Here is a 24,112-nt window from a genome sequence, read left to right as displayed (position 1 = left end):
AAGATGTTCTCAATGCAAAGCGCATAGCGCATCCCTATTCAATGCATGGGAAAACAATATTTTTACCTTTAATTTAATTTAATTTGACTTGTTAGATTTGTCTCGCGGTCGGTTAAGTCTTTCACATCGACTCCTCGATGCGCTTTGCGCGCATGCATTCACTCTGCTCCGGAATTTTTCGATCATGGATAAGCTGGCTCGTGTCGCCGAAGTCATGCCGAGCGCGTCTGCGCCATCGTCAACCGTCAAGATGCGCACCGAAGGCCTGTCGAAGCATTACGGCGAGACCGTCGCGCTGCATCCGATGGACCTTTCCGTGCGCACCGGCGAACTGCTGACGCTGCTCGGGCCATCGGGTTCGGGCAAGACCACGCTGTTGCAGATCGTTTGCGGCCTCGTCGAGCCGACCGCGGGCAAGCTCTTCATCGACGCGAAAGACCGTACGCATGCCCTGGTGCACGAGCGCGATATCGGCGTGGTGTTTCAGAACTACGCATTGTTCGGGCATCTGACGGTGTTCGAGAACATCGCCTTTCCGCTGCAGATGCGTCGTGTCGGCGCGCAGGAAGTGAAGCGCCGCGTGATGCACGCGCTCGAAATGGTGCGCCTCGCGACCTTCGGCGAACGCTTTCCGCGCGAACTCTCCGGCGGCCAGCAGCAGCGCGTCGCACTGGCGCGCGCGCTCGTGTATCAGCCGTCGCTGATCCTGATGGACGGATCGCTGTCCGCGCTCGATCGCAAGTTGCGCGAGAACATGCAGATGGAGATCAAGCGCATCCATCGCGAAACGGGCGCAACCATCATCTTCGTCACGCACGATCAGGAAGAAGCGCTGGCGCTGTCCGATCGCGTGTGCCTCATGAACGCCGGGCGCATCGAGCAGATCGGCACGCCGCAGGCCATTTATGAAACGCCGCGCAGCGCCTTCGTGGCGGACTTTATCGACGTGTCGAACAAGCTGCGCGGCCGAGCCGATCGCGACAGCATGCTCGTCACGCCCGACGGCGCGATTCCCCTTTCGCGCGATGCCGCGACGAGCGCCGCCGCGACATCGGCCGAAGCGATGCTGATCGTGCGGCCCGAACACATTCGTATCGACGACGGCGTGAACGGCTTCGTGCGCGGCCGCGTCATCGAGCGCATTTATGGCGGCTCGGAAACGCGTCTGATCGTCGAATTGCCGAGCGGCGCGCTGCTCACCGTGCGACAGATGGCCGGCACGACCGTGCGTGATATCGGCGATGTCGTGTCGCTGCGCTGGCAGCCCGAACACGCGCTGCTGCTCGATCACTAAGAACATTTAGAACATTCAGAAAACATTCATCTACACCACACCCCGGAGAAACGAGCGTGAGTTCAAGCAACATGCAAAGCCGCAGGCAGTTCATCAAGACCACGGGCGCCGCCGGCCTCGCGCTCGGTTTTCCGATGATCTGGACGCAACGCGCCAACGCCGCCGACACGCTGACGGTCGCCGATAACGGCGGCGCGCTCGGCCCGGTGATGCGCACCGCGTTCTACGATCCGTTCGAGAAAGAGACGGGCATTCGCATCGTCAACGTCGCGCACGAATCCGATCCGACCACGCAATTCAAGCTCTCCGTCGATTCCGGCTCGCATATCTGGGACGTCGCGATGGTGACGCCCGACAACGTGCTGCGCCTGAGCGACACGAAAAAAAAAAACTATCTCGCGCCGCTCGACATCGCATCGAGCGATGCGAAGGGCATCCTGCCCGGCATGCTGACCAACAACTGGTTCGGCTTCTCGATCTACGGCGTGGTGATGGCGTATCGCAGCGATCACTTCGCGAAGGCAACGCCGACCGGCTGGCGCGATTACTGGGACACGGCGAAGTTTCCGGGCCGTCGCGGTCTGTATCGTTCGCCAATCGGTCTGCTCGAAAACGCGCTGCTCGCCGATGGCGTCGCGCCGAAGGACCTGTATCCGATCGACGTCGATCGCGCGCTCAAGTCGCTCGACAAGATTCGCAAGAACATCAACGTGTGGTGGGCCAACGGCGCGCAGAACACGCAGCTTCTGCAAAGCGGCGAAGTCGATCTGTCCGATACGTGGAACGCGCGCGCACTCGCCGCGATCACGGCGGGCGCGCCGGTGAAGATCGTCTGGGAAGGCACCTATAACGTCGACGGCTGGTCGATTCCGGCCGGCACGACCAAGCTCAAGCAGGCGCAGTACTCGAGCCTGATCGCCAACGGCCCGAGCAACAACGACACCTACAAGCTGATCGATCCGAAGCGCGCCGAACTGCTGCCGACGTATCCGAAGAATCTCGAACGCCTGCAACGCCGCGACAACGCGTGGTGGGGCAAGAACTTCGATTCCGCGAACGAGAAGTTCCAGGAATGGCTGCTCAACGCGTAACACCTACGACTCATCGACAGGAGACGCGGCAACATGGCTGATCGACACATGGCGCTGGGCGTGCTGGTGCACGCGACCGGCTCGCATCCGGCTTCGTGGCTCAAGTCCACCGCGCCCAAGGGTGCATCGACGGATATCGAGTATTTTCGCGGTCTCGCGCAACTCGCGGAATCGGGCCTGATGGATCTGTTCTTCATCGCCGATTCGCCCGCCGCGCGCACCGAAAAGCTCGATGCGTATTCGCGCTATCCGCACTTCATGAACTGCTTCGAGCCGATCACGCTGCTGTCCGCGCTGGCCGGCGCGACGCAGGACATCGGACTCGGCGCGACGGCATCGACCAGTTTCTACGAGCCGTACAACATCGCGCGTCTGTTCGCCTCGCTCGATCATATTTCGCATGGCCGCGCGGGCTGGAACGTGGTGACGTCTGCGAACGATTTCGCCGCGCGCAACTTCGGCCTCGACAAACTGCCGCCGCACGATCAGCGTTATGCGCGGGCACGCGAGTTCTTCGATGTGGTGTCGAAGCTGTGGGACACCTGGGAAGACGATACTTTCGTCGACGACAAGGAACAGAGCAAGGTCTTCGAGCCGTCGAAGATGCATGTGACGGATCATCAGGGCAAGTACTTCACGGTGTACGGTGCGCTCAATATCAAGCGCATGCCGCAGGGACGGCCCGTGGTGATTCAGGCGGGTTCGCCGGAAGACGGCAAGTCGTTCGCGGCGGAAACGGCGGAAGTGGTGTTTTCGTCCGATCCGACGCTCGAAAAGTCGCAACGCTTCTATGCCGATCTCAAGGGCCGGATGCCCGCGTTCGGCCGCTCGCCCGACGAGATGAAGATTCTCACCGGTCTCTCCGTGATGGTCGGCAGGAGCGTCGCGGAAGCGGAAGACAAATACGCCGAACTGCAAAGCCTGATTCATCCCGATGTGGGGCGCATGCGTCTGGGCGCGGACCTCGAACTCGATGTTTCGAACCTGCCGCTCGACGAACCGATCCCCGAACATCTGATTCCGCAGAAGGCCAACTTCCATCAGGCCTACTTCAACCAGATCGTCACGATGATCCGCGAGCAGAATCTCACGCTGCGTCAGCTCTATACAAGCTACGAGCGCGGCAAGGTCACGCTGTGCGGCACGCCGGAGATCATCGCCGATCATATGGAAGAGTGGATCGACACGCGCGCCGCCGATGGCTTCATGCTGGCCTTCCATGTGCTGCCAAACGACATGCAGGATTTCGTCGCGCATGTCGTGCCGGAATTGCAACGTCGCGGCAGCTATCGCAAGGAATATAGCGGCAGCACGCTGCGCGACAATCTGGGGCTGTCGCGCCCCGTCAATCGCCACGCACGGAACGATCGATGAACGCCACACCCGCCAGTCAGGGCGCTGCCGCAGCGCCGCGCAAACGCATTGCTTTGGGTCCGCTCTGGCTGGCGGCGCCGGGCGCGCTGTTTCTGCTCGCGTTCCTGGTGTTTCCATCGCTGAAGTTGTTGTCGCTGTCGGTGGTGCAAAACGGTACCGATGCGTTTTCGATGTCCGCGTTCGCGCGCTTTTTCGGGCCGAGCGTGTATCAGCGCGTGTTGCTGACGACGTTTTCCATCGCGCTGCAAACGACGGCATGGTGTCTCGCGCTCGGCTATCCGCTCGCCTACTGGCTCTCGGGTTTGTCCAGGCGCACGCAGCAAGGCGTGTCCTTGCTGGTGCTGCTCGCGTTCTGGACCAGCACGCTGGTAAAGAACTTCGCGTGGCTCGTGCTGCTCGGGCGCAACGGCATCGTCGCGGATGCGCTGAAGATGCTCGGCATCGCGGGCGGCGATCAGTTGCTGTTCAATCGTCCGTCGGTGATCTTCGCAATGGCGCATACGTTGTTGCCGCTCGCGGTGGTCACCATGTTGCCGGTGATGAATCAGATCGACAAACGCGTATCGCTGGCGGCGGCCACGCTCAGCGGCGATCGCGCGCAAGTGTTCTGACGCATCTTCTTCGTCTCGTCGATGCGCGGCGTCGCGGCGGCCGGCCTGCTGGTGTTCATCAGCGCGCTGGGCTTCTTCATCACGCCGACGCTGCTCGGCAGTCCGCGCGAGATGATGCTCGGTCAGCTCATAATCGTGCAGATCAACGAATTGCAGAACTGGCAGCTCGGCAGTGCGCTCGCCGTCGTGCTGGTGATATCGGCGTTCGTGAGCTGCTTTCTCTATAACCTCGTGTTCGGCATGGCTTCGCTCGTCGACGATCGCGAATCGAAGCGGCCCGCGCATCATCGGCATATGCGCACGCTCGGCAATGCGATCGTCAATGGTCTGGGCTTCGCGTGCTCGCAAGTGCTCGCGCCGTGGGACAAGTATGTGCGCCCGGCCGTGCGCGTGAGTCCGCCCGCGATCTATTCGTGGCTGCTGATCGCGGTGCTGCTCTTCCCCATCGTCGCAATCGTGCCGATGGCCTTCACCGCCGACACGTTCCTGTCGTTTCCGCCGAAGGGCTTCAGCCTGCGCTGGTTCGTGCAGTATTTCGATTCGACGCTATGGATCGGCGTGACACTGCGTTCGTTCGGCATCGGCCTGCTCGCTGCGTTCTTCACCGCCGTTATCGCGACGATGGCCGCGCTCGGCATCGCGCGTTCCAAATCGCGCGGCACGGGTGCGCTGTTCCTGCTGTTCCTGTTGCCGATGATCGTGCCCAGCATCGTCACCGCGATCGTGCTGTTCTATCTGTGAGCGCGGATCGGGCTGGTGGCGACGAACCTCGGCATCGTCATCGGCCATGTGGTGATCGCGATGCCGATCGTCTTCGTCATTCTGCTCACGACGTTTCGCGGCCACGACTGGGCGCTCGATCACGCGGCCGGCACGCTCGGCGCGAATCGCGTGCAGGTGCTTCGTCGCATCACGCTGCCTTCGGTGAAGAACGGCCTGATCGCGGGCTTCGTGATCGGCTTCCTGACATCGTTCGAAGAATTGACGGTTGCGCTGTTTATCGGCGGCGGCATCAAGACGACGCTGCCCAAGCAACTGTGGACCGACATTCTGCTGCAGGTCACGCCGACGCTCGCAGCGGCATCGACAGTCGTGCTGTGTGTCGTGAGCTTGCTGTTCCTCGTGCTTTAGACTCTGCAGCCGCGCGGCAAAACGGCTGCTTGAGTGTTTCGATCAATCTAACGTAGAGAGCTTTGCAAATGGATGAGCGCCAGCTTCGAGTCGACCTCGCTGCCGCGTTTCGATGCTTCGCCAAACTGGGCATGCACGAGGCCGTAGCCAATCACTTCAGCGCGGCCGTTTCGCCCGACGGACGCAAGTTTCTGATGAACCCCAAGTGGGTGCACTTCTCGCGCATCCGGGCGAGCGACCTGCTGCTGCTCGATGCCGACGATGGCGAGGAACTCGCCGGCCGCAAGGATATCGATGCGACCGCGTGGGCGATTCACGGACAGATTCACCGGCGCGCGCCGCATATCCGCGTGGCGATGCATCTGCATCCGGTGCATGCGACGGCGATCGCCTGCCTGAAGGATCCGGAGATCAAGCCGATCGAGCAGAACACGGCGCGCTATTTCAATCGCTTGGCGTTCGACAACGAATTCGGCGGCATGGCCGATACCGCCGCCGAAGGCGCGCGCCTGGTCGCCACGCTCGGCGACAAGTCGCGTCTGATGATGGGCAATCACGGCGTGATGGTGACGTCGTCGAGCATCGGCGAAGCGTTCGACGACATGTACACGCTGGAGCGCGCGTGCCAGATTCTGAGCATCGCGTATGCGACGGGTCAGCCGCTCAAGGTGCTGTCGCCGGAAGTCGCCGAAAAGACCGCGCGCGACTGGGAAGGCATCGTGGATTTCTCCATCGCTCACTTCGAGGAGATGAAGCGCGTGCTGGACAAGGAAGATGCAATTGATCCGGGAGGCCGAGGCACTGTTCCAGCGCCTGGACCATCTTCCACTCGCCCGCCGCGTGGCGGCGATCAACGGGATCCGCCAGCATTTGCATGAGCATAGCCCGTTTGCGGACGAGCCTACGGATTGCGTTCAATGGGTGCCGGGTGATGAGGTGCAGGGCAATGAGTACAACCCCAACACGGTTGCTCCGCCCGAGATGAAGTTGCTGACCCTGTCCGTCGAGGCCGATGGGTTCACACAACCCATTGTCGTGCATCAGATCGATGGTCACCGATATGAAATCGTCGATGGATTTCATCGACACAGGGTCGGGAGTCGGTCCGCTGCCATCAAGCGACGGCTTCATGGCTTTTTACCGGTCGTGACGATCCGGGCCGCGCGTGCGGACCAGACGGATCGGATCGCGTCAACCATCCGGCACAACCGCGCCCGTGGCATTCATGGTGTTGCCCCGATGACGGATATCGTCGTCTCACTGCTTCGGGCTGGTTGGAGCGATGCCGACATTGCAAAGGAGCTGGGAATGGACCCGGAAGAGGTGTTCCGGTTCAAACAGGTCTCCGGGTTGCCCGACCTGTTCCAAAAGCAGCCCTATTCCCGATCGTGGGATTGACGGCGGAGAAACCGGCCATCAACTCGATTTGTCATGCCTTCAGTTCGATCGCTCTCGTTCGACGGAGGGCGATGACGTTTACAACGGCAAGGCACCTATTTGACACCTGGGTCGTGCATTCAAAACCTCGGGAAACGCCTTCGAATTCGCTTAACTAATTGTCACGCAAAGAGTTTTACGCAGTTCCTTGCCCTGTTCGGCCGCTTGACATCGGCCATTTTTTATGACCGCTCGCGTCGCGGCGGGAAGGCGCGTGCGGCGGCGCTAAAATGCGCGGCTTCGCTTGCGTGCGTTGTCCGGTGTCGTTGCGCATCGCGCAATCGCTGCGATTGTTGCGTTTCTCGCGATTGTTGCGATTCGTGTCGTTCGACGCGACTACCATGTTAGCTGTTTGCGGCGTTTCGCCGTCGCGCCGTCCGCTTTCGGGAAAGTTTGATGCAGAACGTTTCGCCTCCGTCCGACCATGCCACGCTAGGCGTCTGCACCCGTCGCGCGGCGCTCGAAATCCTTCGCCTGCGCGATCCGGCGGAAAAGGCGGCGCGGGCGCGCGAGTTGTACGCGGGCGTTTTGGCAGGCGACGCGGCCATCGTGCCGGATGCCACGCTCGGCGAACCCGGCGATCTTCCCGGCCGGCCCGCGCGCCCGGAACTCGTCGCGCCGTCGTCGCTGAAGCGTCGCAGCATGCAGTCGGACGCGGGCCGCGCGGTGCTGCTGCACGCGTTCGCGCACATCGAATTCAACGCGATCAATCTGGCGCTCGACGCCGTGTGGCGCTTCCCGTCGATGCCCGCGGAGTTCTATCTCGACTGGCTCAGGGTCGCGGCGGAAGAAGCGCATCATTTTTCGCTGCTGACGGCGCGTCTCGCGGAATTCGGCCATGTTTTACGGCGATTTTCCCGCTCACGACGGCCTCTGGGACATGGCGCAGCGCACCCGCGACGACGTGCTGGCGCGCATGGCGCTGGTGCCGCGCACGCTGGAGGCGCGCGGTCTGGACGCGTCGCCGCCCATTCGCAAGCGGCTCGCGCAGGCGGGCGATCACGCCTCGGCGGCGATTCTCGACGTGATCCTGCGCGATGAAATCGGCCATGTGCTGATCGGCAATCGCTGGTTCCGCTTTCTCTGCGACGGCGCGCAACTCGATCCGCATCCGACCTACGCGCGGCTCGCGGCGCAGTATCACGCACCGAAGCTGCGCGGCCCGTTCAATTTCGAGGCGCGTCGCGACGCCGGATTCGACGAAGCGGAACTGCGCGCGCTGGCCGGACTGGACGACGAAGCGGATCGCGCGTCATCTCAAAAATCGGCCGAAAAGCTATAATCGAACGATCATTCTTTTTATTCGACTGAAAGGCGAGCCATGAAAGATTCGCGCTCCGAGTTCGTCGACGCGCGCGGTGTGCGTCTGCATGTGCGGCGCTGGGGTCCTCCCGACGCGCCGATGCTGTTCATGCTGCACGGCTGGATGGACGTCGCCGCGTCGTTCCAATTCGTCGTCGATGCGCTGGCCGGCGACTGGCAGGTGCTCGCGCCCGATGCGCGCGGTTTCGGCCTGTCCGACTGGCCGGTCGCGAAGCAGGGCGGTGGCCACTACTATTTTCACGACTATCTGGCCGATCTCGACGCGCTGCTCGATCACTACGCGCCGCACGGCGAGGTGAATCTGGTCGGGCACAGCATGGGCGCGAACGTCTCGCTGCTGTACGCGGGCGGGCGTCCGGAGCGGGTGCGGCGCGTGGTCGATCTGGAAGGCTTCGGGCTGGCGGCGGCGCGGGCATCGCAGGCGCCGGGGCGGATCGGCAAATGGCTCGACGAACTGCGCGCGTCGCCCGAATTGCGCAGCTACGCCACGCTCGATGACGTCGCCGAGTGGCTGATCAAGACGAATCCGCGGCTCGCGATGTCGCTGGCGCGGTTTCTGGCGCAGCACTGGTCGCGTCAGGAAAGCGACGGCCGTTTCCATCTGCTCGCCGATCCGGCACATAAGCTGCGGGCGCCGATCTGTATCGACTGGACGAGATGATGGCGAGCTGGTCGCGCGTGACGGCGAAGGTGCTGCATGTCGAAGCCGAGGATTCGCCGACGCTCAAATGGCTCGCGGGCGAGGTGCCGATCGCCGAATTCAAGGCGCGTTTCGAAGCGATGCCCGACTGGCGCGAGACGTTTCTGAGCGACGCGGGACACATGGTTCATCACGATCAGCCGGAACGCGTCGCCGAACTGATCGACTCGTTTTGCGCCTGAAAAACGGTTCGCGCGATCGATCTGCATAAGCGGCGTGTCATGCCGTTAAAGTAGAATGTAACGAACCTGCGAATGCCGATGATGAACGCCGATCTGCACTGCCACTCCACCGTTTCCGACGGCCAGTTTTCGCCGCCGATGTCGCCGCGCGCGCATGCGGGCGGCGTCACGCTGTGGTCGCTGACCGATCACGATCAGCTCGGCGGACAGCATCAGGCGCGCGAAGCGGCGCGAGCGCTCGGCATGGGCTATCTGCCGGGCGTCGAGATTTCGGTGACATGGGCCGGGCGCACGGTTCACGTCGTCGGCATGAATATCGATCCGGACAACGAGGAGCTGCAACGCGGTCTCGAATCGACGCGCAACGGTCGCGCGGCGCGGGGCGTTGCGATCGGCGAGGCGCTGGCGGCGGTCGGCATTCAGGGCGCATACGAAGGCGCGCTGCGCTACACCGACGATCCCGATATGATCTCGCGCACGCATTTCGCGCGGTTTCTGGTGGATCAGGGCTACGCGAAGACGACCTCGGAAGTGTTCGCGCGTTATCTCGGCGACGGCAAGCTGGGCTTCGTCGGGCATCGCTGGGCCAAACTCGTGGATTGCATGAAGTGGATCCGCAACGCGGGCGGCGAGCCGATCATCGCGCATCCGGGTCGCTACGATTACACGCCGGTCGAGTTCGCCGCGCTGTTCGACGAATTCATCCAGATGGGCGGTAAAGCCATCGAGGTCGTCACGGGCAGCCACACGCCGGACCAGTATCGCGAGTACGCCGATGTCGCGCGCCGCTATGGTTTCGAGGCGTCGCGCGGATCGGACTTTCACGGTGCGGGCGAAGGGCGCGTCGATCTCGGTCAGTTGCCGCCGTTGCCGGACGATCGACGCCTGTCTGGGAACGCTGGCTCTAACAGACGCATCAGCGCCGTCCATCCGGCGTGCGCCTTGTCAAACGCACGTTCCCTGCGCCGTCGATGTCGCAAGCGCCTCTCGCAGCGCAGCCGCGCCCGGAATTCGCATCCGCGCGCGTTCGGCCTGCGAGCCACGAACGAAACAAGAAGGCGACGCCATGTCTCAATTCTTTCGTATTCATCCGGACAATCCGCAGCCGCGCTTGATCAATCAGGCCGTGCAGATCATCAAGGACGGCGGCATCGTCGCGTTGCCGACCGATTCGAGCTACGCGCTCGCCTGCCATCTCGACGACAAGGGCGCGGTGGAACGCTTGCGCCGGATTCGCGGTATCGACGACAAGCAGCATTTGTCGCTCTTGGTGCGCGATCTGTCCGAGTTGTCCAACTTCGCGATGGTCGATAACCGGCAATTTCGATTGCTGAAATCGGTGACGCCGGGGCCTTACGTGTTCGTGCTGGAGCCGACCAAGGAAGTGCCGCGCAGGCTGTCGCATCCGTCGCGCAAGACGATCGGGCTGCGCGTGCCGGATCATCGCATCACGCTCGATCTGCTCGAAGCGCTCGGCGAACCGCTGCTCGCATCGACGCTGATCCTGCCGCCCGACACCGAGCCGCTCAACGATGCCGAGGAAATCCGCGAGCGGCTGGAAAAGCAGATCGAACTCGTGATCGATGCGGGCGCGTGCCCGGCGGAGCCGTCGACCGTCATCGATCTGTCCGGCGGCGAACCGGTGCTGGTGCGCGCCGGACGCGGCAGTCTGGAGCCGTTCGGGCTCACGGCGTAAGCGTCCTGAAACCGCTATCGAACGCCATCTCCCACACGCGCACGAATCCGCTCGATATTGGCGCGCGCGGCGGTGCAGCAAGCGCGTGTCCGACCCTGCCTGCTTGCTACAATACCGCCCTATGGATCCTTCCCTGATACAAACCATCGCGGTCTACGCGCTCCCGGTGATCTTCGCGATCACGCTGCACGAGGCCGCGCATGGCTATGCCGCGCGCATGCTCGGCGACAACACGGCTTACGTGCTCGGCCGCGTGTCGATGAACCCGATGCGTCACATCGACCCGATCGGCACCATCGTGATGCCGCTCGTGCTGTATTTCGTGACCAGCGGCGCGTTCATGTTCGGTTACGCGAAACCGGTGCCGGTCGCGTTCGGCAATCTGCGCAATCCGCGCTGGGGCAGCATGTGGGTCGCGGCGGCGGGTCCCGCCAGCAACTTCGTGCAGGCGCTCTTGTGGGGCGTCATCGCCGTGCTGCTCGCGGCCTTTCATGTCGACGAACCGTTTTTCACGCGCATGGCCGCGGCGGGCGTCAGCGTGAATCTCGTGCTCGGCGTGCTGAATCTGTTTCCCTTGCCGCCGCTCGATGGCGGGCGCGTGCTCATGGCGCTGTTGCCAGTGCGCGCGTCACTGGCGCTGCAGAAGGTCGAGCCTTACGGCGTGTGGATCGTGATGGCGCTCATCATGACCAACCAGTTCACGCGTTTCTGGCTCGCGCCGCTCGTCAACGTCGGTTATTCGGCGGTGTCGGCCATCCTGAATCCCCTTGCTTCACTATTCCCATAAGATCATGTTCCCTGACCGTATCTTCTCCGGCATGCGGCCAACCGGCTCGCTGCACCTCGGCCACTATCACGGCGTGCTGAAAAACTGGGTGCGGCTGCAGTCCGAATACCCGTGCTTCTTCGCCGTGGTCGACTGGCACGCGCTCACGACGCACTACGAGACGCCCGAGGTCATCGAGAAAAACGTCTGGGAAGTGCTGATCGACTGGCTCGCCTCGGACATCGATCCGGCGCAGGCCACGCTGTTCATACAGAGCCGCGTGCCCGAGCATGCGGAACTGTCGCTACTGCTCGGCATGGGCACGCCGCTCGGCTGGCTCGAACGCGTGCCGACCTACAAGGAGCAGATCGAGAAACTGAAGGAAAAGGATCTCGATACCTACGGCTTCCTCGGTTATCCGGTGCTGATGGCGGCGGATATTCTGCTGTATCGCGCATCGCTGGTGCCGGTCGGCGAGGATCAGGTGCCGCACGTCGAAATGACGCGCGAAATCGCGCGCCGCTTCAACTATCTGTACGGCAAGGAGCCGGACTTCGAAGAGAAGGCGATGGAAGCCGCCAAGAAGCTCGGCGGCAAGCGCGCGAAGCTGTATCACGAGTTGCGCACGGCGTATCAGCAGGAAGGCGACGACGAAGCGCTCGAACAAGCCCGCGCGATGCTGCAGGAGTCGCAAAGCCTGTCGATGAGCGATCGCGAGCGTCTGTTCGGCTATCTCGAAGGCGCGCGCAAGATCATTCTGGTCGAGCCGCAGGTGCTGCTGACGGAAGCGTCGCGCATGCCGGGTCTCGACGGGCAGAAGATGTCGAAGTCGTACGGCAACACCATCGGCCTGCGCGAGGACGCGGCGACCATCGAGCAGAAAGTGCGCAAGATGCCGACCGATCCCGCTCGCGTGCGCCGCACCGATCCGGGCGATCCGGACAAGTGCCCGGTGTGGAAGCTGCACGAGGTCTACACCGACGAGAAGACGCATCAGTGGGTGCAGAAGGAATGCCGCACCGCGGGCATCGGCTGTCTGGAGTGCAAGCAGCCGGTGATCGAAGGCATCCTGCGCGAACAGCAGCCGATGCTCGAACGCGCGCAGAAGTACATGGACGATCCGTCGCTGCTGCGCGCGATCGTCGCGGACGGCTGCGACAAGGCGCGCAAGTTCGCGACCGAGACCATGCGTGACGTCCGCGAAGCGATGGGCCTGTCCTACAACTGATGGAAACGAGCGCCTGGATCGCGCGCTGGGCGCATCTCGTTGCGCCCGGCGCCGATGTGCTCGATGTGGCTTCCGGAAGCGGGCGGCACGCGCGCTGGTTCGCGGCGCGCGGTCATCCGGTGCTTGCAGTCGATCGCGACGCCGACGCGCTCGCCTCGATGGCCTCGTGCGACGGCATCGACACGCTGAACGCCGATCTCGAAAACGGCGCGCCGTGGCCGCTGCCCGCGGATCGGCGCTTCGGCGCGGTGGTCGTAACGAATTATCTGCATCGTCCGCTGTTCCCGTATCTCGTCGATGCAGTCGCGCCCGGCGGCGTGTTGCTCTACGAAACGTTCACCGTCGGCAACCAAACCGTCGGCAAACCGTCAAACCCGGCGTTCCTGCTGAACGCGGGCGAATTGCTGGACGCGGTGCGCGGCAGCTTGCGCGTCATCGCCTTCGAAGACGGCTTCATCGAATCGCCGCGTGCTGCGTATGTGCAGCGAATCTGCGCGGTGCGCGAACATCGGACGGAGCAATCGTCCGATGAAAACATCGGAAAGACGCTCACGATTGGTAACACACCCTCGGGTTGGCCGCGTTACGTTTTGACCGGCTAATCCGCTACAATCGCGTAATATCGCTTTTCGCGACTAAATTCACGATTAAATTCATAGAGTTTCATGAACAACGGAACCAACGGCGGCATTCGAATCCGCGGCAGCATCCCTGCCATCGTCACACCGATGCACGAGGACGGTAGTCTCGATCTGCCGGCGTTTCGAAAACTCGTGGACTGGCACATCGAGCAGGGCTCGAACGGCATCGTCGTCGTCGGCACGAGCGGCGAGTCCGCCACGTTGTCGGTCGAAGAACATGTGCTGATGATCCAGACGGCCGTCGAGCACACGGCCAAGCGCATCCCGATCATCGCGGGCGCGGGCGGCAATTCGACGGCCGAGGCCATCGAACTGTCCAAGCAGGCCAAGAAGGTCGGCGCGGACGCCACGCTGCAGGTGGTCCCGTATTACAACAAGCCGACGCAAGAGGGCATGTATCGCCATTTCAAGGCGATCGCCGAAGCCGTCGACTTGCCGGTGATCCTCTACAACGTGCCGGGCCGCACCGTCGCGGACATGAGCAACGAGACCATTCTGCGTCTCGCCGATGTGCCGGGCATCATCGGCGTGAAGGAAGCGACCGGCAATATCGATCGCGCGGCGCAGCTGATCAAGGCCGCGCCGGCGCATTTCGCCATCTACAGCGGCGACGATCCCACCGCCATCGCGCTGATGCTGCTGGGCGGCCACGGCAATATTTCGGTGACGGCCAACGTCGCGCCGAAGGAAATGAGCCAATTGTGCCGCGCCGCGCTCGAAGGCGATGTCGTCACCGTGCGCCGCATCCATATGCAATTGCTGTCGCTGCACAAGCAACTGTTCTGCGAAGCGAATCCGATCCCGGCCAAATGGGCGCTGCAGGCGCTCGGCCGCATGGAAGGCGGCATCCGTCTTCCCCTCACGCCGCTCGACGCGAAGTATCACGACGTCGTGCGCGAAGCGTTGCGCGACGGCGGGCTGCTCGCCTGAGCATCGATTGCATGCGGCGGCGTCTCCTCTCCACGATGATCACGCCGCTGCCAGCAATCGTCATGCGCCACCTCGCACTTCAACCGCCGCACATCAGTATCGGCATCGACTTCGCGCGAAGCTAGGTCGATGCGACGCGATGCGTTATCCGCAGCAAAGAAGGACCTCATGAACCGTTCCGTACTTCTCACTCGAGCCGCACGCCTGGGCGTGGTGTCGGCAAGCTTAGGCGCTCTCGTCGCGCTCGCCGGTTGCGATACGCTCAACGACTGGCTCGCACCGGACCGCGTCAACTACAAGACCGCGGAAACCGCGCCGAATCTCGCCGTGCCGTCCGACCTCAGCACGGCCGATATCAGCCAGCGCTACGCCGCGCCGCCCGCGCTCAACACGCTCGGCGGCACCGCCGCGCGCACGCCGACGGCCGCCGGCAACCTGACGCTCGGCGTGCCGAACACGCAGGATCCGCTCGGCATGCACGTGGAAAGCGACGGCGATCGCCGCTGGCTCGTGATCGACGGCCGCACGCCCGATCAGGTCTGGCCGCAACTGCAAGAGTTCTGGACCGACAACGGTTTCACGATCAAGACCAATTCGCCGCAGACCGGCATCATGTCGACGGACTGGGCCGAGAATCGCGCGAACATTCCGAACGACTGGTTCCGCAATAGCGTGGGCAAGCTGTTCGACTTCGCGTATTCGTCGGGCACACGCGACATGTTCCGCACGCAGGTCGATCGCACTGTCGACGGTTCGACCGATCTCTCCGTCACGCATAGCGCGATGGAAGAAGTGCTGACGGGTCAGGACAAGACCTCGTCGCGCTGGGAAACGCGTCCGCGCAATCCGGCGCTCGAAGCCGCGATTCTGCAAAAGATGATGCAAAAGTTCGGCCTCACCGAAGATCAGGCGAAGCAACTGGTCGCCAATGCGCGTCCGGCGGGCGCGAAGGTCGCGGTGGAGCAGAACGGCGGCACATCGACGCTCGATCTCGCCGAGCCGTTCGATCGCGCGTGGCTGCGCGTGGGCCTCGCGCTCGATCGCACCAACTTCACGGTCGACAATCGCGATCGCGAGAAGGGCATCTACTACGTGCACTACTCGGATTCGATGGCCGATCTGAAGAAAGACGGTCTGTTCGGCAAGTTCTTTTCGAGCAATACGCCGAAGCCGACGCGTCAGTTCCTCGTCAACGTGAAGCCGAAGGCCGACAAGGTGACGCAAGTCAACGTGGTCGATTCGAATGGCCAGCCCGACAGCTCGTCGGATGCGCAGCGCATCGTGTCGCTGCTGCATGCGCAGTTGAACTGATCGACTTATCGTGAGATTCGCCAGCCTCGGCAGCGGCAGTGAAGGCAATGGATTGCTCGTCGAGGCGGCGAGCGGCACGACCGCGACGCGCGTCCTGCTCGATTGCGGTTTCTCCGCGAAGGAAACGCAGCGTCGTCTGGAGCGGCTCGGTTGCCGCGCCGACGAACTCGCGGCCATCGTCATCACGCACGAACACACGGATCACATCGGCAGCGCGCTGACCCTGGCGCGCAAGTTTTCGATTCCGCTCTACATGAGCTGGGGCACGGCGAGCGCCGTGGGCGCGGACGATGCCGGCGTCGAATTGCATGTGCTGTGGGGCGACGAGAGCGTCGCTATCGGCGATGTCGGCGTGATGCCCTACACCGTGCCTCACGACGCGCGCGAGCCGCTGCAATACGTGTTCTCGGACGGCGCATGCAGGCTCGGCGTGCTGACCGACGTCGGCGTGGCGACGCCGCATATCATCAACGTGCTGAGCGGCTGCGACGCCCTCGTGCTCGAGTCGAATCACGATGTCGAGATGCTGGCCGCGAGCCGCTATCCGCCGTCGCTGAAGGCGCGTATCGGCGGGACGCACGGACACCTGAATAACGATGCGGCGGCGGCGATTCTCGCGTCGCTCGATCGTTCGAAGTTGCGTCATCTCGTAGCCGCACACCTCAGTCAGCAAAACAATTTGCCGCATCTGGCGCAGGCGGCGCTTGCCGCCGTGGTGAACGCAGCGGCGCTCGATGTCGTCGTGGCGACGCAGGATGAAGGATTCGACTGGCTCGCGCTATAAAAGCCTTAGCGGCTTTGAAGAAAGGCGAACATATCGAACTGCCAAGCAATCCGATCACAAACATGAAGACGCAAAAAACCGGCCCAAAAGCCGGTTTTTTCTTTTGTGGGCCGCCGCGAAGGCGAGCGGCCCGAGGCGTGCGCCCTGGACTTACTGGCTTGCGCCCGATGCCGGAGCAGCAGCCGAAGCAGCAGCGTCCGAAGCAGCGCCAGCAGCCGAAGCTGCGTCGCTAGCAGCGGCCGAAGCGCTCGATGCAGCTGCGTTTGCGTCCGAAGCGGCAGCGGCGGGAGCCGAAGCAGCAGCCGAATCGCTAGCAGCGCTCGGAGCAGCCGAATCGCTAGACTTGTTGCATGCAGCCAGAGCAACAGCAGCCAACAGGGATGCTACGAGGAGGGATTTCTTCATGATCACGTCCTTTTATGGTTAAAGGTAAGCAACAGCGCAAAGTACCGGTAATGTGTGCTCCAACACCGACCTGGGCCGCGGTGGAGCCTCACAATCTTTTTTTGGTGTGAGACAACTACGGCTTGGCCGGAAATTATAGGCACTTTCGTCACGACCGTCGATAAATCGGGGGCCGATACGTTGTCTTTCTCATACAAACTTTCATATTGCGGAACAGCAAATCCATCAGTTTCTGCAATGTCGACAGCGTTTTACAATCGCCACTCTCAGGCCGATGGGTCCGTCTGAATCCAGCCCGCACGATACCACTCGTGCAATAGCGATGTCATTGCCGAATCGGCTGTAAGTGTTAAAAAGCGTTTCGCTTCCAGACGTCTCGTATCGGCAAATTCGGGAAGCCACTTTTTAGCGCTTGCCGATAACTTCTCCGCTTCTCCATTTACGAAATACGACTTTGCGTCATAAAGCAAGATCGTCTTTCGGTCCAATGTCAAACCAGTTTTCTTTACGCGTTCAACAAATTTTTGCTGATTCAATGCGCGTTCGGGTGGATCGAAAACGACGTTTGATTTTGGCTCGCTGAGATAACTGCCTAAAAATTTCGCAATGTCCTTTTCATTCCAGTCAATGGACGCAAGGATCGCGCCAACCCTTTCGAGCAGCAAGGCCGGCAGCGCGGCGGGGCGATCCACCGGCGGCTGCTCCGGATCGCGATAGCGCGCGTTGCCTCGGGCGTTGGGCGCATCGCCTGCCTGCTCAGCGAGGTGATACAGGAACTGCGCCGTGAGCTCGTGCGCGGACGGCGCGCGAAAGCCGATCGAACAGGTCATGCATTCGCCTTCGGCGATGCCGTCATGCGCGATATGCGGCGGCAGATACAGCATGTCACCGGGCTCCAGAACGCAGTCTTCTTCGGGCTCGAAGTTCTGTAAAACTTTCAACGGCAAGCCGGGTTTTAGCGATAGATCGCGCTGCGCGCCGAAACGCCAGCGACGTTTGCCTTTGACCTGCAACAGAAAGACGTCGTAAGAGTCGAAATGCGGGCCGACACCGCCGCCATCGGTTGCGTAGGAGATCATGAGATCATCGAGACGCGCATCGGGAATGAAGCGGAACCGGTTTATCAGCGCGTGCGCGCGCTCGTCGTGCAGGTTCACGCCCTGCACCAGCAGCGTCCATTCGCGCTTTTTGATCGAGGGCAACTCGTCGGGCGCAAAGGGGCCGTGTTCCAGATTCCACGTATTCCGGAAGTGCGTGATGAGGCGTGATTCCACATTGTCTAGATCGGCCAGTTCGAACAGTTCGTCGCGTGTGAGCGGCGCGGCGAGTTCGGGGATGGCCTGGCGAATCAGCAAGGGCTTTTTCTGCCAGTAACGCCGCATGAACTGTCGCGGCGTTCGATTGCCCAACAGGGGCGTGACTTCGTCGGGAAGCGGCGCGCCGGTGCGCGCGGGCTGGCTTGAAGCCTCGACGTGCGAGGCTGGAGTTGCATGGAGTGGCCGCTTGGGCATCGTATAATTAAGGCTTGTATCTTGGAGGATCCAATGAAAATTGCGAAAGACAAAGTCGTTTCGGTCGCGTACAAGCTATCGGATGCGCAAGGCAATCTGATCGAGGAAAGCGACGAGCCGATGGTCTATCTGCACGGCGGCTATGATGGCACGTTCCCCAAGATCGAGGAAGCGCTCGACGGCCAGGAGCCGGGTTATGAAACGCTCATCCAGCTCGAACCACAGGATGCTTTCGGCGAATACGATCCCGAGCTCGTGAAGATCGAGGAGCGCAATCGCTTTCCCGAGCCGCTCGAAGTCGGCATGCAGTTCGAAGGCACGCCCGAAGACAGCGACGACGAACTCGACACACTCATTTACACGGTGACGGATGTCGCCGAGGACAAGGTGGTGCTCGACGGCAATCATCCGCTGGCCGGCATGGCGCTGCGTTTTTCGCTGTCGGTGCAGGAAGTGCGCGACGCGACGGAAGATGAAATCACGCATCAGCATGCACACGGCGCGGACGGCCTGAGCATCGCCGATGAAGACGAGGACGATGACGACGAACCGCGCAGCAACAACGCGGGCCCGACCTTGCATTGAGCGGACGCATCCTTCGAGGTTTCGACGAGCGCAGCCAAGGCTGCGCTTTTTTATTGCGCGTTGCCGTTGCTATTCGATGGCGCGACCTGCGTGTCGTTCTGCGTACCTGATGCGGGCAGCGGATAGATCGGCGATCGGCGGCAGCGACGGTTGAACTGATGCCGGCGGCGGCGCCATGTAGATCGGCGGCAGCTCGGATGCGGGTTGCGGCAGCGTCGGCGGCGGCGGCAGATACTGCGGCTGCGCGGGCGGTGCCGATGACGGCATGGTCGGCTGCGTCGCTGGCGTGTCGATCTGCGATGGCGGTTCCGCGTTGTCGCGCTTGCGAACGTCGCGTATATCGCGCACGCGCAGACGGAACGGCGGACGCCAGCGCGAATCGCTTTGGACTTCGAGCCATTGCGATTGCGGCCGTTTGAGCGCGACGGCCACGCGCGTGAGATTGGTCACGGTCAGCCCCTTGTCGTTGCGCAAGGGTTGATCGATATGAAAGCCGTTCGGCTCGGGCGTATCGGTGCCGTGAATCACGATGACCGGCCCGCGAAACGCTTCGGCCGCCTTCACGAGATTGCGTTTCAGTTCGAGAAAACCGTCGCGCGGCTGGCTCGATCGCGAGAAGCGCAGCCACGGAAAGCGCTCGCGACGCTCGTAGCGCGAGAAATCCGGATCGCCTTGCAGAATGACGACCAGCGCGCGCATCTCGGTGCGCCGCGCGGTTTCCGCCGCGTGTTCGAGCCAGAAACTGGTCGCGACCGCGCGATCCTCGAACTCGCCGTTGCGGCCGCCCGCGCTCAGATAGTGGTTGTTCGGACTCGGCGCGTTCAGCCCGATAAACGCGACGCCCTGATCCTGCCAGCGCACGATTTCGCGAAAGGTCCGAAAGCGCGCGACATCGCTTTCGCGCGCGAGCGTGAGCGGACTCTGGCCGAGCGAATTGGCATCGGGAAAGAACAATTGACGCACGAAATCGAGCCGTTCGACGGGATCGTAGCCGCCTGCCTGCGGCGTGCCGCAATCGGCCCAGTCGTGTTGACCCAGCAGCAGCACGAGCGGCGTGCGCGCGCTGTCGAGCACATCGTGACGCGCCTCGAAGATGCCGTCGCGGCACGCTTCCGCGCTGCCTTTCACATTGCCGTCGTAGACGATGAAGGAGATGTCGCGATCGCGGCCGATGGCATCGAGCATCTGCCGCACGGGCGCTTCGTCGGCGGGACGCGTCAGCGCGTTCGCGACGACCGCGAAGCTTTGTGTCGGCGCGTTTTCCGCGAGGGCATCGGCGCAGGCGGCGCACCACATCGCGACGGCCGCGATCGCGGCGAACCGCGTCGCCGCGCTGGCCGGCGCGATCCGGTCAACGCGAGACATCCGGCGCGGAATTCGCCAATTCATGCAGTTCGTAGAGCAGATCGAGCGCATCGCGCGGACGCAGATCGTTCGGATCGAGCGTGCGCAGCTTGTCGAGCACGGGATGTTCGGGCGCGTCGGCGGGTGCGGCCGGCTCGGGTTCCGGTGCATCGTCGTAAGGCGTGTAGGGCTGGTTCGCGAACAGATCGAATTGCGCGGTCGGCTGGCTGACCGACAACTGCTCCAGATGATGCAGATGCTTGCGCGCCGCGCGGATCACCGCCGTCGGCACGCCCGCGAGTTGCGCCACTTGCAGGCCGTAGCTCTGATTGGCCGGGCCTTCGTTGACGGCATGCAGGAACACGATGCCGTGATCGTGCTCGACCGCCGACAGATGCACGTTGGCCGCCTGCGCAAACTCCGACGGCAATTGCGTGAGTTCGAAGTAATGCGTGGCGAACAGCGTGTAGCAGGCGTTGTGCGTCAGCAGATGCCGCGCGATTGCCCACGCGAGCGCGAGACCGTCGAAGGTCGAGGTGCCGCGGCCGATTTCGTCCATTAGCACGAGGCTGGATGCGCTCGAATCGTTGAGGATCGCGGCCGCTTCGGTCATCTCGACCATGAAGGTCGAACGGCCGCCGGCGAGATCGTCCGCCGCGCCGATACGCGTGAAAATGCGATCCAGCGCGCCGAAGCGGGCGCGCTTCGCGGGCACGTAACTGCCGACGTGCGCCATCAGCGCGATCAGCGCGGTCTGCCGCATGAAGGTCGACTTACCGCCCATGTTCGGGCCGGTGATGAGCAGCAGCTTGCGCTCCTGGCTCAGGCAACAGTCGTTGGCGATGAACTGCTCGACCTGCGCCTCGACGACCGGATGCCGTCCCTGTTCGATATCGATGCCCGCATCGGCGGCGAACTCCGGCGCGACCCAGTCGAGCGCGCGGGCGCGTTCGGCGAAGGCAGCCAGCAGATCGAGCTCGGCGAGCGCACTCGCGACGCGCTGACAATCCGCGATGAACGGCAGCAGGCTTTGCAGCAGCGCGTCGTAGAGCGCGCGCTCGCGCGCCAGCGCCCGTTCCTGCGCGGACAGCGCCTTGTCCTCGAAGGCCTTGAGTTCCGGCGTGATGTAGCGCTCGGCATTCTTCAGCGTCTGACGGCGGCGGTAGTCGTCGGGCACCTTGTCGGTCTGACCGCGCGTCACTTCGATATAGAAGCCGTGCACCTTGTTGTACTCGACGCGCAGATTCGCGATGCCTGTGCGCGTGCGTTCGCGCGCTTCGAGATCGATCAGGAACTGATCGCAGTTCTCCGAAATATCGCGCAATTCGTCGAGATCGGCGTCGTAACCGCGCGCGATTACGCCGCCGTCGCGGATCAGCGCGGCCGGTTCCGGTGCGATGGCGCGCGTCAACAGTTCGAGACAGTCGATCGGCGGCTCGAGCGATGCGGCGATGCGCGCCAGCGCCTCCGGTTGCGCCGGCACGGCCGCGACGCGCTCGCGCAGTTCGGGCAGCGACGCGAAGGTATCGCGCAGGCTCGACAGATCGCGCGGACGCGCCGACAGCAGCGCGAGACGCCCGGTGATGCGCTCGATGTCCGAGATCTTACGCAAGGCCGTGCGCAACGCGTCGAGGCCGCTGCCGGCGGGCGCATCGAGCAGCGCGCCGATGCCCTGATGACGTGCCTGCGCGATCGATGCATCGCGCGGCGGATGATGCAGCCAGTGACGCAGCAGGCGGCTGCCCATCGTCGTGCAGCAGGTGTCGAGCAGCGAGAACAGCGTCGGCGATTCGGTGCCGCGCAAGGTTTCGGTGAGTTCGAGATTGCGGCGCGTCGACGGATCGAGCCCGATGTATTCCGATTCGTACTCGACCTTGAGACTGCGCACGTGCCGCAGTTGCTGGCCTTGCGTCGCGGCCGCGTAGATCAGCAGCGCGCCCGCCGCGCCGCACGCGCAGGTGAGCGTCTGCGCGCCGAAACCGTCGAGGCTCGCGACGTCGAGTTGCTCGCGCAGCCGCTGCGTGCCCGAACCGACATCGAAATGCCAGGCGGGCACGCGCGTGGTCCCGCCGAGGCTCGTCACGCCGAACGACGCCTGCAAGTCTGTGATCGAATCGGCGATGAGCGTTTCCGCCGGCCGGATGCGTTCGAGCGCCGCGCCGACCTGACCGGGCGCGACTTCCGCGAGGCGCAGCGCGCCGCTCGCCAGGTTGAGCCACGCGAGGCCGACGCTGGTCACGAGACCGCGCCGATTGTGGATGGGGCAGAGCGCCATCAGGTAGACGTCGGCCTTGTCGGAAAGCAGCGCGGCATCGGTCAGCGTGCCGGGCGTGACGACGCGCACGACCTTGCGCTCGACCGGTCCCTTCGACGTGGCCGGATCGCCGATCTGCTCGCAAATCGCCACCGATTCGCCGAGTTTCACCAGCTTGGCGAGATATTGCTCGCACGCGTGATGCGGAACGCCGGCCATGCGGATCGGATTGCCGCCGGATGCGCCGCGTTGCGTAAGCGTGAGATCGAGCAGACGCGCGGCCTTCTCGGCGTCGTCGAAAAACAGCTCGTAAAAATCGCCCATCCGATAGAACAGCAGCGTGCCGGGATGATCCGCCTTGAGGCGGAGGTATTGCTGCATCATCGGCGTGTGCTGCGAAAAATCGGCCGGAAGCGCCGGCGTGGCAGGTGTCATTGCGCCGGACGTGACATCGGGAGTTGCGGTGTGATTGCCCATCTTGCGTGCGGTGAAAGCGAACGGGCCAACGCTAGCTGATAGGGCAAGAGTTTAACCCGTCGTGCGGGATGGAAGGAGTCGGCCGGATGGGATAGGCGGGATGGACGGTTTTGAGATCGCCGAGGCCGGATGTTTCGGTTACGAATGTGCTTGCCGATGCGTGAAGAAGCATAGCCGTGCCGAAGCGGTTCATCGGGTCGCTCAGGGCGATTCCGCCAGCGCATGTCTCGCGTGCGCCTCGATAGCGATATTCGAGCGTGCTCAGGCGGTGTCCGAGCAACGCGCGAACTTTCAGCCAATGTTCCGACGCATGGGTCGCGCCGGTGTAATGCTGTGCGCAGCAGACTTGAGTGGCAATCGGAAAAAGCACGCCGGAACACAGAATATCGGTTATTTGCAAGCTGGCGTGATTGTCGCTGTGACCGAACAAGGGCCGTTCCACGAGACGCGGAAACGGATCGCCGCCAGTGCGTCTGCGCTGCGTAAAAATCGAATGGGCGACGTTGACGTTGGGTTTGTAACTGCGACTGTCCGCGATGATGAGGCCGCTTTCGCTGTGCGTAGTCAGGTAATGATGGAAATGGCGAGCGATCGCCTGAATGCTGGACGTGTAGACGGATCGCCCGTCGAACGGCTGACCGAGCGGCTTGACGAATATCCTCGCGACGAGGCGCGCGTCGATCGATTCCAGCAGGTCCAGATTTTTGCTGACGTAGCCGATCGCGTGACGGCGCGTGTTGCGTCCCGAGTCGCGCATCATGTTGCGAACCGTCGCACCTTTGACTTCCGCCATAATCCAGTCGAGCGCGCGGGCGCCCTTGGGCAGATTGTTCGGGAAGAAGCGCCGCTTGAGCTCGATGAAATGGCTCGTCAGCAGATCGAGATGCCGCCGATGCACGAACAACCCGGCGCGATCGCGAAAACCGGAGTTGGACCGTGATGGTCCGGCCGCTCGATTGCACCCAGGCAACCGGATTCGTCGACATAGCAAACGTACATTTGAACCCCGCAAAAACAACTAGGGCCACCGAAAAGGT

21 protein-coding genes and 3 pseudogenes are annotated in these 24,112 nt (G+C 62.8%); 20 read left to right on the top strand and 4 right to left on the bottom strand.

Annotation, left to right across the window (positions count from 1 at the left end; translation table 11 throughout):
- Positions 1–184 precede the first annotated feature (184 nt).
- The 19 genes and pseudogenes from BVER_RS02810 (at position 185) to BVER_RS32250 (ending at position 16,926) form a co-directional block, all read left to right on the top strand.
- Positions 185–1,294: an ABC transporter ATP-binding protein gene (locus BVER_RS02810; protein ID WP_157055904.1), complete on the top strand. Its 1,110-nt coding sequence runs from the start codon at positions 185–187 to the stop codon at positions 1,292–1,294.
- 56 nt (positions 1,295–1,350) lie between these two features.
- On the top strand, positions 1,351–2,385 hold the full coding sequence (locus BVER_RS02805) for an extracellular solute-binding protein (protein WP_232316349.1): 1,035 nt from the start codon (positions 1,351–1,353) through the stop codon (positions 2,383–2,385).
- A gap of 33 nt (positions 2,386–2,418) precedes the next feature.
- On the top strand, positions 2,419–3,759 hold the full coding sequence (locus BVER_RS02800) for an LLM class flavin-dependent oxidoreductase (RefSeq protein WP_198155132.1): 1,341 nt from the start codon (positions 2,419–2,421) through the stop codon (positions 3,757–3,759).
- Positions 3,756–4,370 (top strand): ABC transporter permease, encoded by a 615-nt coding sequence (locus BVER_RS33255; RefSeq protein ID WP_232316348.1) that lies wholly within the window; start codon positions 3,756–3,758, stop codon positions 4,368–4,370. The genes BVER_RS02800 and BVER_RS33255 overlap by 4 nt, the downstream gene beginning before the upstream one ends.
- Before the next feature lie 21 nt (positions 4,371–4,391).
- Positions 4,392–5,111 (top strand): hypothetical protein, encoded by a 720-nt coding sequence (locus BVER_RS33250; RefSeq protein WP_232316347.1) that lies wholly within the window; start codon positions 4,392–4,394, stop codon positions 5,109–5,111.
- Positions 5,112–5,126: 15 nt separating this feature from the next.
- Entirely contained in the window at positions 5,127–5,501 is a 375-nt protein-coding gene (locus BVER_RS33245; RefSeq protein ID WP_232316346.1) for an ABC transporter permease, read from the top strand.
- A gap of 68 nt (positions 5,502–5,569) precedes the next feature.
- Complete coding sequence (locus tag BVER_RS02790; protein WP_083452017.1) at positions 5,570–6,379, top strand: class II aldolase and adducin N-terminal domain-containing protein; 810 nt, start codon at positions 5,570–5,572, stop codon at positions 6,377–6,379.
- Positions 6,342–6,899: an IbrB-like domain-containing protein gene (locus tag BVER_RS02785; RefSeq protein WP_232316345.1), complete on the top strand. Its 558-nt coding sequence runs from the start codon at positions 6,342–6,344 to the stop codon at positions 6,897–6,899. The genes BVER_RS02790 and BVER_RS02785 overlap by 38 nt, the downstream gene beginning before the upstream one ends.
- Before the next feature lie 435 nt (positions 6,900–7,334).
- Positions 7,335–8,220: pseudogene (locus BVER_RS02775) on the top strand (ferritin-like domain-containing protein).
- Positions 8,221–8,259: 39 nt separating this feature from the next.
- A pseudogene (locus BVER_RS02770) lies at positions 8,260–9,143 on the top strand (alpha/beta fold hydrolase).
- Positions 9,144–9,215: 72 nt separating this feature from the next.
- A pseudogene (locus BVER_RS02765) lies at positions 9,216–10,051 on the top strand (PHP domain-containing protein).
- A gap of 158 nt (positions 10,052–10,209) precedes the next feature.
- Complete coding sequence (locus BVER_RS02760) at positions 10,210–10,839, top strand: L-threonylcarbamoyladenylate synthase (RefSeq protein ID WP_050451992.1); 630 nt, start codon at positions 10,210–10,212, stop codon at positions 10,837–10,839.
- Positions 10,840–10,960: 121 nt separating this feature from the next.
- Positions 10,961–11,626, top strand: a complete 666-nt coding sequence (locus BVER_RS02755) for a site-2 protease family protein (protein ID WP_050451991.1) — start codon at positions 10,961–10,963, stop codon at positions 11,624–11,626.
- A gap of 4 nt (positions 11,627–11,630) precedes the next feature.
- A complete protein-coding gene (locus tag BVER_RS02750) occupies positions 11,631–12,833 on the top strand; it encodes a tryptophan--tRNA ligase (RefSeq protein ID WP_050451990.1) in 1,203 nt (400 codons plus the stop codon).
- Entirely contained in the window at positions 12,833–13,435 is a 603-nt protein-coding gene (locus BVER_RS02745; RefSeq protein WP_050451989.1) for a class I SAM-dependent methyltransferase, read from the top strand. Before BVER_RS02750 ends, BVER_RS02745 begins: the two co-directional genes overlap by 1 nt.
- Before the next feature lie 63 nt (positions 13,436–13,498).
- The gene (gene dapA, locus BVER_RS02740; RefSeq protein ID WP_050451988.1) at positions 13,499–14,404 is read left to right on the top strand and encodes a 4-hydroxy-tetrahydrodipicolinate synthase; all 906 of its coding nucleotides are present in this window, start codon (positions 13,499–13,501) and stop codon (positions 14,402–14,404) included.
- A gap of 168 nt (positions 14,405–14,572) precedes the next feature.
- A complete protein-coding gene (gene bamC / locus BVER_RS02735; RefSeq protein ID WP_050452012.1) occupies positions 14,573–15,715 on the top strand; it encodes an NlpB/DapX family lipoprotein in 1,143 nt (380 codons plus the stop codon).
- 10 nt (positions 15,716–15,725) lie between these two features.
- Positions 15,726–16,499, top strand: a complete 774-nt coding sequence (locus BVER_RS02730; protein WP_050451987.1) for an MBL fold metallo-hydrolase — start codon at positions 15,726–15,728, stop codon at positions 16,497–16,499.
- Complete coding sequence (locus BVER_RS32250) at positions 16,471–16,926, top strand: hypothetical protein (RefSeq protein ID WP_232316344.1); 456 nt, start codon at positions 16,471–16,473, stop codon at positions 16,924–16,926. The genes BVER_RS02730 and BVER_RS32250 overlap by 29 nt, the downstream gene beginning before the upstream one ends.
- Before the next feature lie 244 nt (positions 16,927–17,170).
- Here the strand turns inward: BVER_RS32250 and BVER_RS02725 are convergent, their stop codons facing one another.
- Positions 17,171–18,415 (bottom strand): cupin domain-containing protein, encoded by a 1,245-nt coding sequence (locus tag BVER_RS02725; protein ID WP_050451986.1) that lies wholly within the window; start codon positions 18,413–18,415, stop codon positions 17,171–17,173.
- 33 nt (positions 18,416–18,448) lie between these two features.
- On the opposite strand from BVER_RS02725, the gene BVER_RS02720 reads away from it, so the two are divergent.
- Positions 18,449–19,000, top strand: a complete 552-nt coding sequence (locus BVER_RS02720; RefSeq protein ID WP_050451985.1) for an FKBP-type peptidyl-prolyl cis-trans isomerase — start codon at positions 18,449–18,451, stop codon at positions 18,998–19,000.
- Positions 19,001–19,069: 69 nt separating this feature from the next.
- On the opposite strand, the gene BVER_RS02715 is transcribed toward BVER_RS02720, so the two are convergent.
- The 3 genes from BVER_RS02715 to BVER_RS02705 all read right to left on the bottom strand — a co-directional run bounded on the left by BVER_RS02715 (position 19,070) and on the right by BVER_RS02705 (position 24,093).
- Positions 19,070–20,365 carry a hypothetical protein gene (locus tag BVER_RS02715; protein ID WP_232316342.1) on the bottom strand — a complete coding sequence of 432 codons (1,296 nt, stop codon included), beginning with the start codon at positions 20,363–20,365 and terminating at the stop codon, positions 19,070–19,072.
- A complete protein-coding gene (gene mutS, locus BVER_RS02710) occupies positions 20,352–23,033 on the bottom strand; it encodes a DNA mismatch repair protein MutS (protein WP_050452011.1) in 2,682 nt (893 codons plus the stop codon). The genes BVER_RS02715 and mutS overlap by 14 nt, the downstream gene beginning before the upstream one ends.
- Before the next feature lie 73 nt (positions 23,034–23,106).
- Positions 23,107–24,093, bottom strand: coding sequence for a DUF3800 domain-containing protein (locus BVER_RS02705; protein WP_083452015.1), 987 nt, complete (start codon positions 24,091–24,093; stop codon positions 23,107–23,109).
- Positions 24,094–24,112: the final 19 nt, after the last annotated feature.

It is taken from the genome of Candidatus Burkholderia verschuerenii, from assembly GCF_001189365.1.
Classification (GTDB): Bacteria; Pseudomonadota; Gammaproteobacteria; order Burkholderiales; family Burkholderiaceae; genus Caballeronia; species Caballeronia verschuerenii.
Note: the sequence above shows the minus strand (reverse complement) of the source record. Positions and strands in the feature narration are given on the sequence as shown.

What these genes read in the sequence shown, in the direction of transcription:
- BVER_RS02810 (WP_157055904.1), top strand. Translation starts at nt 185, where the DNA reads ATGGATAAGCTGGCTCGTGTCGCCGAAGTCATGCCGAGCGCGTCTGCG.
- BVER_RS02800 (WP_198155132.1), top strand. Translation starts at nt 2,419, where the DNA reads ATGGCTGATCGACACATGGCGCTGGGCGTGCTGGTGCACGCGACCGGC.
- BVER_RS33255 (WP_232316348.1), top strand. Translation starts at nt 3,756, where the DNA reads ATGAACGCCACACCCGCCAGTCAGGGCGCTGCCGCAGCGCCGCGCAAA.
- BVER_RS33250 (WP_232316347.1), top strand. Translation starts at nt 4,392, where the DNA reads ATGCGCGGCGTCGCGGCGGCCGGCCTGCTGGTGTTCATCAGCGCGCTG.
- BVER_RS02790 (WP_083452017.1), top strand. Translation starts at nt 5,570, where the DNA reads ATGGATGAGCGCCAGCTTCGAGTCGACCTCGCTGCCGCGTTTCGATGC.
- BVER_RS02760 (WP_050451992.1), top strand. Translation starts at nt 10,210, where the DNA reads ATGTCTCAATTCTTTCGTATTCATCCGGACAATCCGCAGCCGCGCTTG.
- BVER_RS02755 (WP_050451991.1), top strand. Translation starts at nt 10,961, where the DNA reads ATGGATCCTTCCCTGATACAAACCATCGCGGTCTACGCGCTCCCGGTG.
- BVER_RS02750 (WP_050451990.1), top strand. Translation starts at nt 11,631, where the DNA reads ATGTTCCCTGACCGTATCTTCTCCGGCATGCGGCCAACCGGCTCGCTG.
- BVER_RS02745 (WP_050451989.1), top strand. Translation starts at nt 12,833, where the DNA reads ATGGAAACGAGCGCCTGGATCGCGCGCTGGGCGCATCTCGTTGCGCCC.
- dapA (WP_050451988.1), top strand. Translation starts at nt 13,499, where the DNA reads ATGAACAACGGAACCAACGGCGGCATTCGAATCCGCGGCAGCATCCCT.
- bamC (WP_050452012.1), top strand. Translation starts at nt 14,573, where the DNA reads ATGAACCGTTCCGTACTTCTCACTCGAGCCGCACGCCTGGGCGTGGTG.
- BVER_RS32250 (WP_232316344.1), top strand. Translation starts at nt 16,471, where the DNA reads ATGAAGGATTCGACTGGCTCGCGCTATAAAAGCCTTAGCGGCTTTGAA.
- BVER_RS02725 (WP_050451986.1), bottom strand. Translation starts at nt 18,415, where the DNA reads ATGCCCAAGCGGCCACTCCATGCAACTCCAGCCTCGCACGTCGAGGCT.
- BVER_RS02720 (WP_050451985.1), top strand. Translation starts at nt 18,449, where the DNA reads ATGAAAATTGCGAAAGACAAAGTCGTTTCGGTCGCGTACAAGCTATCG.
- BVER_RS02715 (WP_232316342.1), bottom strand. Translation starts at nt 20,365, where the DNA reads ATGTCTCGCGTTGACCGGATCGCGCCGGCCAGCGCGGCGACGCGGTTC.
- mutS (WP_050452011.1), bottom strand. Translation starts at nt 23,033, where the DNA reads ATGACACCTGCCACGCCGGCGCTTCCGGCCGATTTTTCGCAGCACACG.